An 8,006-nucleotide genomic window follows, 5' to 3' on the forward strand; every position below is an offset into this window, starting at 1 on the left:
ATTGGATCCCTTCCGTGGCGTTTCCGGCGCCCGTGCTGCTGAGGTTTGAGATGGTTTGCCGGACGACGGCCAGGTCCTGGTCCCCCAGCCCCTGGCGCTTCAGTTCGGCATAAAGTTCGACGCCGGCCCGCGCCATCGGAACGGCGGACCCGGCGGCGTCGGCCGACTCCACGACGAAGGACAGGTCCTTGTGCATGAATTTTGCCGGGCCGGTGGGCGTGTAGTCCTTCCGGGCAATCCGGGGGCCGACCTGGTCGAGGACGCGGCTTCCTGCGAGACCGCCGGACAGGACCTCATAGAGGGCCGCGACATCGACGCCCGAGCGCTCGGCGAGCTCGGCCGCTTCGGCGAGCGCCGCCGTCGTTGTTCCGACCACCAGCTGATTGCACGCCTTGGCCAGCGATCCGGCACCGAGCGGTCCCAGGAGCCGCACGGTGGTACCCATGGCCTCGAAGAGCGGAAGCAGCCGGCGGAAGTCGGCGTCGTGGTCAGCGCCGGCCATGATGGCCAGGGTGCCCTCGATGGCGCCAGTCGTTCCGCCGCTGACCGGCGCGTCCAGCACCACGGCATTGCCTGAACTGGCCGCCTGTACCCTGCGCCCGAAATCCTGGACCCCTGTGGGGGAAACGCTGCTCATCACCACCACTGCGGTGCCGGCCGCCGGCGGTAACGTCCGCCAGCTCGCGAGCAGTCCGGACGCCGCGTCCTCAATGTAGGCAAGGTCAGGGAGCATGAAGACGATCACCGGCTCGTCCCGGAGTTGCTGCACAGTGTCTGCAGTGGAACCGCCTAGCCGGTGCAAGTCTTCCAGCGCGGCAGGCGACCTGTTCCATGCCGTTACCGCCCACCCCCTCCGTACCAGGTTCGCTGCCATCGGCGCCCCCATCAGGCCCAGGCCCACAAAGCCTGCTCTCTGTACATTCATCTGCAGGGAAACCTCACTCCGTTGTGGTCAATGTTGGTCAATCGCGGGAAATCTGTTCAGTATTCTAGCCCCCATTCAGTATGATGAACAGCATGACGACTGAAACCACCGTCGCGATAGCCGTCCCGCTCGAAGCCGAGTTCGTGGAACGCATCCGCGCCGTAGATCCCTCCGTGACCGTTCTTTACGAGCCCGACCTGCTGCCGCCCGAACGGTTCCCGGCAGACCACGCCGGCGACCCCGGCTTCAAACGCACACCTGAGCAGGAGGAGCGCTACTGGGACATGCTGGGCAAGGCCGACGTGCTTTACGGCTTCCCGAACGAAAGCCCCGCGGGCCTGGCGCGGATCGCGAAAGAAAACCCTCGCCTGCAATGGATCCACGCCATGGCGGCGGGCGCCGGCGGTGCAGTCAAGGCCTCCGGGCTCGATGCGGAAACCCTGAACAAGTTCAAGGTGACCACGTCCGCAGGAGTGCACGCCCTGCCCCTCGCGGAGTTTGCGGCACTGGGCATCCTCAACGGTTTCAAACGGACCGCGGAGCTCGCCCAGGACCAGGCGGCCAAGGTGTGGCCGGAGCTGCGGACACCCACCAAGCTGGTCAACGGCTCCTCGCTGGTGGTCACCGGGCTTGGGGAGATCGGGCTGGAAACCGCCCGGATCGCCCGCGCACTCGGCATGAAGGTCAGCGGCACCAAGCGTTCCGTGGAGCCGATCGACGGCATCGAGGAAGTGGCGGACAACAACGGACTGGCCGGGCTGCTCGCCTCGGCGGACGCTGTGGTGAACACCCTTCCGGGAACGCCTTACACGGAGAAACTTTTCAACCGCGAGATCTTCGCGGCCATGAAGCCCGGGACGGTCTTCGTGAATGTGGGCCGCGGAACTGTCGTGGACGACGACGCGCTGCTCGAGGCACTGGAAAACGGACAGGTGGCCTACGCCTGCCTGGACGTTTTCGCCGTCGAGCCGCTCCCCCTGAACAGCCCGCTGTGGAGCCATCCGCGCGTCATGGTCTCTCCGCACACCTCGGCCCTGAGCGAGGCCGAGAACCGCCTGATCGCGGAGCGCTTCTGCAGCAACCTCAGGACGTTCCTGGACGGCGGCGAACTCCCCCATCTCGTGGATACAGTCCACTTCTACTAAACCGCACTTCAACTAAACCGCCCGCGGCAGGACATTCCTGCACGGGAACCACCGGAGAGCCGGGCAGCCACATGGTTGCCCGGCTCTCCCTTTGCGCTCGCCCGGCGCGAACGTACACTTGCGCCCCACCGCCCGGCGCGAACGTACACTTGCGCCCCACCGCCCGGCGCGAACGTACACTTGCGGCCCACCCCGCGTAGGGATGGGCCGCAAGTGAACGTTCGCGCTGTGTGTTTCGTCGCTGTGTGGCGCCTAGCTGGCGTCCTCGATTGAAACCAGGTCCCGCCCCTTGGTTTCCGGCGTGAAAAAGGTGCTCACGAAGGAGATCAGCGCAAGGACCAGCGAGTAGAGCGCCAGGACCAGCCAGGAGTAGCCGGTGGCAGCGAGCAGCGCAGCCCCCACCAGCGGAACCAGGCCGCCGGCCAGCACGGCGGAGAGTTCGCGGGACATGGCCACACCCGTGAACCGGTACTGCGATCCAAACAGTTCAGGCAGCAGCGGGCACTGCGGTCCCAGCATGGACTGCACTCCGAGCGCGATGCCCACCACCATGACCACCCACACCAGGGTCACATTGCCCAGGGTCACGAGGTAGAACGCCGGGAAGGCGATGACCGCCTGGAACAGGGCACCGTAGCGGTAGACCGGAACGCGGCCAAAGCGGTCGGACAGCGCACCGAAGGTGACCACCATGACGGCGGCGAAACCGGCTGCGATCAGGAGACCCACGGGACCGATGAACTTGTCGCCCGGGAAAACGCCGGCCGGGGCCGCCAGGAACGCCACCAGCAGCGCCGAATAGATGGAGGAGTTTCCGTTTTCACCCATGCGCAGGCCGATGCCGACGAGAACGTTCTTCTTGGAGTGCTTCCAGAGCTGGCCCACAGGGTTCTTGACGACGTTCTTGTGCTTCTCCAGCTCCTGGAATACCGGGGTTTCCTTGAGCCGCAGGCGAATGAACACCGCAATCGCGATGAGGATCACGCTGGCCAGGAACGGCACACGCCAGAGCCAGCCTTCGAGCACGTCCTTATCGGCGGTGGCGATGAGGGCGAAGGTGCCGGCACCCAGAAGGGTGCCCAGTTGGATCCCCACGAACGGCAGTGAGGCAAAGAAACCACGACGGCGGGGCGGAGCCACTTCGGAGATCAGCGTCGTTGCGCCGGCCTGCTCAGCGCCGGCGCCGAGGCCCTGGACGATCCGGAGGACGACCAGGAGCACCGCGCCGAGCATTCCTGCCTGCTCGAATGTCGGCAGCAGGCCGATGGCGAAGCTTGCCGCGCCCATCAGGCCGATCGTCAGGATCAGCACCATTTTCCGGCCGTACCGGTCCCCGATGTAGCCGAAGACAATGCCGCCGAAGGGCCGGGCAGCGAAGCCCACACCGTATGTGGCGAATGATGCGATCAGCGCACCCTCATCGCCGAGCGGCTTGAAGAACAGCGGCCCGAAGATGAGTGCCGAAGCCAGGCCGTAGATATAGAAGTCGTAGTACTCCAGAGCGGACCCTACGGAGCTGGCAAGTGTTGCCCTTCGCAGCTGTTCCGGTTCGACGACGGCGCCGTCCGCATCAGCCAGCGGTGAATCAGTACGAGTTGTCACTAGCACTCCCTCAAAGACACATCAGGCCCCCGTTGGCCTGGTGAGTAGTGACACCACTATTGCGTCGGTCACTATGTTGAACAGCGTACAACATGATGAACGACTAGCCAATAGTGCCGGGGTTTTCGTCTAGCCCATGGGATTGCCGAGGGATCTGGCCAGCTCATTCAGCTCTTTGACCATCTGCGCGCCCTGCTCCTGTGAGTAGGTTGCCTTCAGCGCAGTGACAGACAGGCCAAGACTGGGGCCATGCGCGCCGCGCGTGGGTACAGTCACGGCGAGACACACCACACCCGTGGTGGATTCCTCGTCTTCAAATGCGTAGCCCTGCTCGCGGATCTGCTCCAACTGAGCCTTCAGTTCCGCTCCCGTTCGCAGGGATTTGGGCGTCAGCACTGGAAGCTCCGCATCGTCAGGGAACATCGCGTCGACGTCGTGGTCGTGGAGCCTGGCGATCAGGGCCTTGCCCACCGCGCAGAGCGACACCGGCATCTTGTCGCCGATATTGGACGTCAGCCGGACGGCCGGATGGCCCTCATAGCGGGCCAGGTAGATGACGTTCGTGCCATCCAGCATGGCGATGCGCACGGTTTCACCCGACAGAGTGGGCGCCTGCTCGCAAAAACGGTAGAACTCCTGGACCTCGTCGAGCCGGCTCAGGTAGGCGGCACCCAGTTCCACGAGCTTGCGCCCGAGTGTGTATTCGGCGCCCTGCCTGCTGATGAGCCTCGCCTCCTCAAGGGCCAGCAGAAGGTTGGACGTTGACGATTTGGGGATTCCGAGGTCCCGGGCGAGATCGCTGAGGGTAAGCCGGCCAGTGGCGGACGCCGCAAGCGACTCCAACACGGCGGCAGCTCGCGTGACAGCAGGCGCCGGGGACGCGCTGCCGAGTCCGTCATTGGCTTTGGGTGTACGGGAATCGGCCATGATTCTCCTTTTCATACGCGCTCAGGCAGCGGGGGTCAGCGGATTGCATCGCGCACGAAACACCGGCGACGATGCCAAAGCGTCCAGTCAACTGAACACCTACCATCATACTGGCTGGAGGGCTGTCCCTGAAGGCATGCGGGGGCTAGCGGCAGGGAGCCGGAGCGCGGGGAGCCACCCCCGGGCGGCACATTCTTAACAGTTTCGTGTTTCCGAAAGTTCACGGTATATTCAAGTCCAAGCCTTCCACCGCGGCATCCCCCAATAGTCGCGGTGGAAGGCTTATCCAATTCCCGGGCACCTTAGGATTCCGGGCCTTTCCGGCCTTCTGCCTAGGCCGCATCCGCGATGGCGTTTTCCGCGGTGTTGTCCGCCACAGCGCTCCGCAGTCTCCACCCGCCGCCAAGTCCGTCGCGGACGATCTCCATGGTGGTCAGCGCCGATCCCGCATTTCTCCCCAGCCGGGTCTGCAGCCGCCACACTTCGACGTCAACGCGGCTAAGTCCCAGCGGCATCCGGCGCTCCGCCTCCCACCAGCTGACGCGTTCAAACCAGCGCAACGGCTCCGCGCCCACCGTCCATTCCTGCCCGCCGCAGATGACAGCCCCGGGCTGCCCGTCGGCAGCAGTCCTCACAAGTACGTGTTCCATGCCCGCAGGCTACGGCGGGGCACAGACATTAAACAGAAAACCCCGTCTGACCAGGCTCAACGACTTGGTCAGACGGGGTAATTAGGGTGGGTCCTACCGGGATCGAACCGATGACATCCACGGTGTAAACGTGGCGCTCTACCAGCTGAGCTAAAGACCCAAAATGAGGTTTTTCGCACCGAAGCGCTCGAACCAACGAACATAGACTCTACCCGAACAATGCCCTGAAACGCCAATCGGGTCAGACCGCAGCGAGCGGGGGCAATTCGTCGGCCAGCCAGGTGAGGGACTCGCTGACGCCGGCTTCCAGCTTGATCGTGGCGAGGTCGTCGCCGCGCGTTTGGCCGCGGTTGATGATCACAACAGGCTTGCCTTGCTTGGCGGCGTGACGGACAAACCGCAGCCCGCTCATGACGCTGAGTGAGGAGCCGGCAACAAGCAGGGCTTCGGCTTGATCCACCATTGCGTACGCGCGCTCCACGCGTTCCTTGGGGACGTTTTCGCCGAAGTACACAAAGTCCGGCTTCAGGACGCCGCCGCACGCGGGGCAGCGGGCGATCACAAAACTGCGGATCAGTCGCAGGTCCTCCATAGTGGCGTCGGCATCAGGTGCCATCTCGACAAGGCCGGACTTCATGGCGTGGTCCAGAAAGTCCGGATTCAGTTCTTCCAGAACCCTCGCGAGCAGCTGCCTCGAGTACATGTGCCGGCACTCCAGGCAAATTACCTGGTCGAAGCGTCCGTGAAGGTCCACCACGTTAACGCTGCCGGCGTCCTCATGGAGGCGGTCCACGTTTTGGGTGATCAGTCCGGTCAGGAGTCCGCGCCGCTCGAGGACGGCGACGGCGGCATGGCCGGCGTTGGGATTGGCTCGCCTCAGGTGGGACCATCCAATGTGGTTACGCGCCCAATATCGCTGCCGATTGGCAGCGTCGCCCACAAACTCCTGATAGGTCATGGGTGAGCGCGGGGGCGAATCCGGCCCGCGGTAGTCCGGGATGCCCGAGTCCGTGCTCAGGCCGGCCCCGGTCAGTAGCGCCAGCGGCAGCCCGGCAAGCACGTCACGGATCCCGCCCAGCGCGCCGAGGTCGCTGGCCGCTGACTCGGCGGGCGGGGCAGGAGGCAGACTGGCGAACCCTGTCAGGCCGATGCCGGTCCGCCGCTGATCCATGGGCTGGCCTGACGCTTAACCCTGGGCCAGTTCTGCGAGGATGCGGCGGTATTCGGCGAGGTCCCGGGCTTGGCCCCGCGGATTCACAACGACGTAGCGGACCGTTCCGCCGGCGTCGATAATGAACGTCCCGCGCCGTGCCATTCCACTTTCCTCGTCAAACACGCCGTACTCACGGGCCACGGCCCCGTGCGGCCAGAAGTCCGCGAGCAGACTGAAGCCGTAGCCTTCCTGCTCGGCGTACGCCCGGAGGGCAAACTTGCTGTCCACCGAGACCGCCAGCACCTCGGCGTCGGAATGTTCGAAGACGTCGAGGTTGTCCCGGATCTCACACAGCTCGCCAGTGCAGATGCCGGAGAACGCGAAGGGGTAAAAGACGACCACCACGTTGCGTCCGCGGAAGTCGGCAAGCCGGACGGGTTCCCCGAACTGATTGGCCAGGGTGAAGTCCGGCGCCTGCTGCCCAACTGCGGGCACCCCGGCCAAGTCCACTGCTACAACGGCGGCCTGTCCGGTCATTTGTTCTTCCTGGTCACCAGGCGCGTGGCGCTCCAGTCCTTGGAAACGCCTGCGGACGTGGTGCAGTGCAGTCCTGCGGTGGGGGCCGCGTCCTGGATGTCGGACGGGGAAACGTATCCGGGGCGGCCGGACTTGGGCGTGAGGACCCACACCACGCCGCCCTCGGTGAGCGTCGTGAGCGAGTCGACCAGGGCGTCCACGAGGTCACCGTCGCCGTCCCGCCACCAGAAGATCACGGCGTCCACGACGTCGTGATCATCCTCATCCAGAAGCTCCGACCCCGTCAGATCCTCTATGTCATCACGCAAGTCGAAGTCGACGTCGTCGTCGTAACCGAACTCCTGAATCAGATCCCCGTCTTTGAAACCCAATTTTTCCGCCACATTTACCGAAGTGGCGGCGTCGGCCTCGCTCACGTGTTCCTCCTGTGCATAGTGATGTCAATTACTCCAAGCCAACACCCTTTGGGCGTGTGCTTCAAGCTGCGTGCGCCGCGGTGCGGCTTATTGTGCGTCACACAACAAGTATGACGGTCAAATAGGGCGGGCGGTTCATGCGCGGCTACGCATCCGCAGGCCGTCGGAGCTACAGTGACTGTTGACAACTATGCCTAGCGGGGCGACCGCCCCCAATGAATAGGCAGTCATACACACGAGATAAAACCCTGCCCGGCGCACATGACCGGGCTGTTGTAACCGATATGACGCACACGACGCGTTCACGCCGGGCAGCTACCCTGCCGGACCTGAGTGCGCCGGTGAATGCGCGCAAAGAGAGGTTGGACGTGGCTGCAGGAGAAGATACCTCCCATATCCTCAGCGGGTTGACTAACCAGCTGCCTGATCGTGATCCGGAAGAGACCGCCGAGTGGGTTGAGTCCCTGGACGCGCTGATCAGGGAACAGGGCACGGAGCGTGCCCAATACATCATGCGCAGTCTCCTGCAGCGTGCCGGCGCGCAGAGCGTCGGGGTTCCGATGGTGACCACCACGGATTATGTGAACACGATCCCGGTGGACCAGGAAGCGGAATTCCCGGGGAACGAGGAGTTCGAGCGCCGGTACCGCG

Annotated in this window: 9 protein-coding genes and 1 tRNA gene; 2 read left to right on the top strand and 8 right to left on the bottom strand. The window is 64.3% G+C overall.

The features are described 5' to 3' along the window. The coding region (locus ARGLB_RS10740; RefSeq protein WP_003802151.1) for an NAD(P)-dependent oxidoreductase at nucleotides 1-925 on the bottom strand (925 nt) is incomplete at its 3' end. A gap of 80 nt (nucleotides 926-1,005) precedes the next feature. Here ARGLB_RS10740 and ARGLB_RS10745 point away from each other — a divergent pair. Then, nucleotides 1,006-2,070: a D-2-hydroxyacid dehydrogenase gene (locus ARGLB_RS10745; RefSeq protein ID WP_043418770.1), complete on the top strand. Its 1,065-nt coding sequence runs from the start codon at nucleotides 1,006-1,008 to the stop codon at nucleotides 2,068-2,070. A 252-nt stretch (nucleotides 2,071-2,322) separates the two neighbouring features. Here ARGLB_RS10745 and ARGLB_RS10750 read toward each other — a convergent pair whose 3' ends face one another. The 7 genes from ARGLB_RS10750 to ARGLB_RS10780 all read right to left on the bottom strand — a co-directional run bounded on the left by ARGLB_RS10750 (nucleotide 2,323) and on the right by ARGLB_RS10780 (nucleotide 7,355). Then, the gene (locus tag ARGLB_RS10750; protein WP_003802155.1) at nucleotides 2,323-3,672 is read right to left on the bottom strand and encodes an MFS transporter; all 1,350 of its coding nucleotides are present in this window, start codon (nucleotides 3,670-3,672) and stop codon (nucleotides 2,323-2,325) included. Between the two features lie 129 nt (nucleotides 3,673-3,801). Beyond that, nucleotides 3,802-4,599 (bottom strand): IclR family transcriptional regulator, encoded by a 798-nt coding sequence (locus ARGLB_RS10755; protein WP_003802157.1) that lies wholly within the window; start codon nucleotides 4,597-4,599, stop codon nucleotides 3,802-3,804. A 332-nt stretch (nucleotides 4,600-4,931) separates the two neighbouring features. Next, complete coding sequence (locus ARGLB_RS10760) at nucleotides 4,932-5,249, bottom strand: hypothetical protein (RefSeq protein WP_050934334.1); 318 nt, start codon at nucleotides 5,247-5,249, stop codon at nucleotides 4,932-4,934. 87 nt (nucleotides 5,250-5,336) lie between these two features. Continuing rightward, a tRNA-Val gene (locus tag ARGLB_RS10765) sits at nucleotides 5,337-5,409 on the bottom strand. Nucleotides 5,410-5,490: 81 nt separating this feature from the next. Next, entirely contained in the window at nucleotides 5,491-6,420 is a 930-nt protein-coding gene (locus tag ARGLB_RS10770) for an NAD-dependent protein deacetylase (protein ID WP_003802160.1), read from the bottom strand. Between the two features lie 15 nt (nucleotides 6,421-6,435). After that, nucleotides 6,436-6,939, bottom strand: a complete 504-nt coding sequence (locus ARGLB_RS10775; protein WP_003802162.1) for a peroxiredoxin — start codon at nucleotides 6,937-6,939, stop codon at nucleotides 6,436-6,438. Next, the gene (locus ARGLB_RS10780; protein ID WP_003802164.1) at nucleotides 6,936-7,355 is read right to left on the bottom strand and encodes a DUF3052 domain-containing protein; all 420 of its coding nucleotides are present in this window, start codon (nucleotides 7,353-7,355) and stop codon (nucleotides 6,936-6,938) included. Before ARGLB_RS10780 ends, ARGLB_RS10775 begins: the two co-directional genes overlap by 4 nt. Before the next feature lie 368 nt (nucleotides 7,356-7,723). On the opposite strand from ARGLB_RS10780, the gene ARGLB_RS10785 reads away from it, so the two are divergent. After that, nucleotides 7,724-8,006 (top strand): pyruvate dehydrogenase E1 component-related protein (locus ARGLB_RS10785; protein WP_505578011.1); only part of this gene is annotated, 283 nt, incomplete at its 3' end.

The organism is Arthrobacter globiformis NBRC 12137 (assembly GCF_000238915.1).
Classification (GTDB): domain Bacteria; phylum Actinomycetota; class Actinomycetes; order Actinomycetales; family Micrococcaceae; genus Arthrobacter; species Arthrobacter globiformis.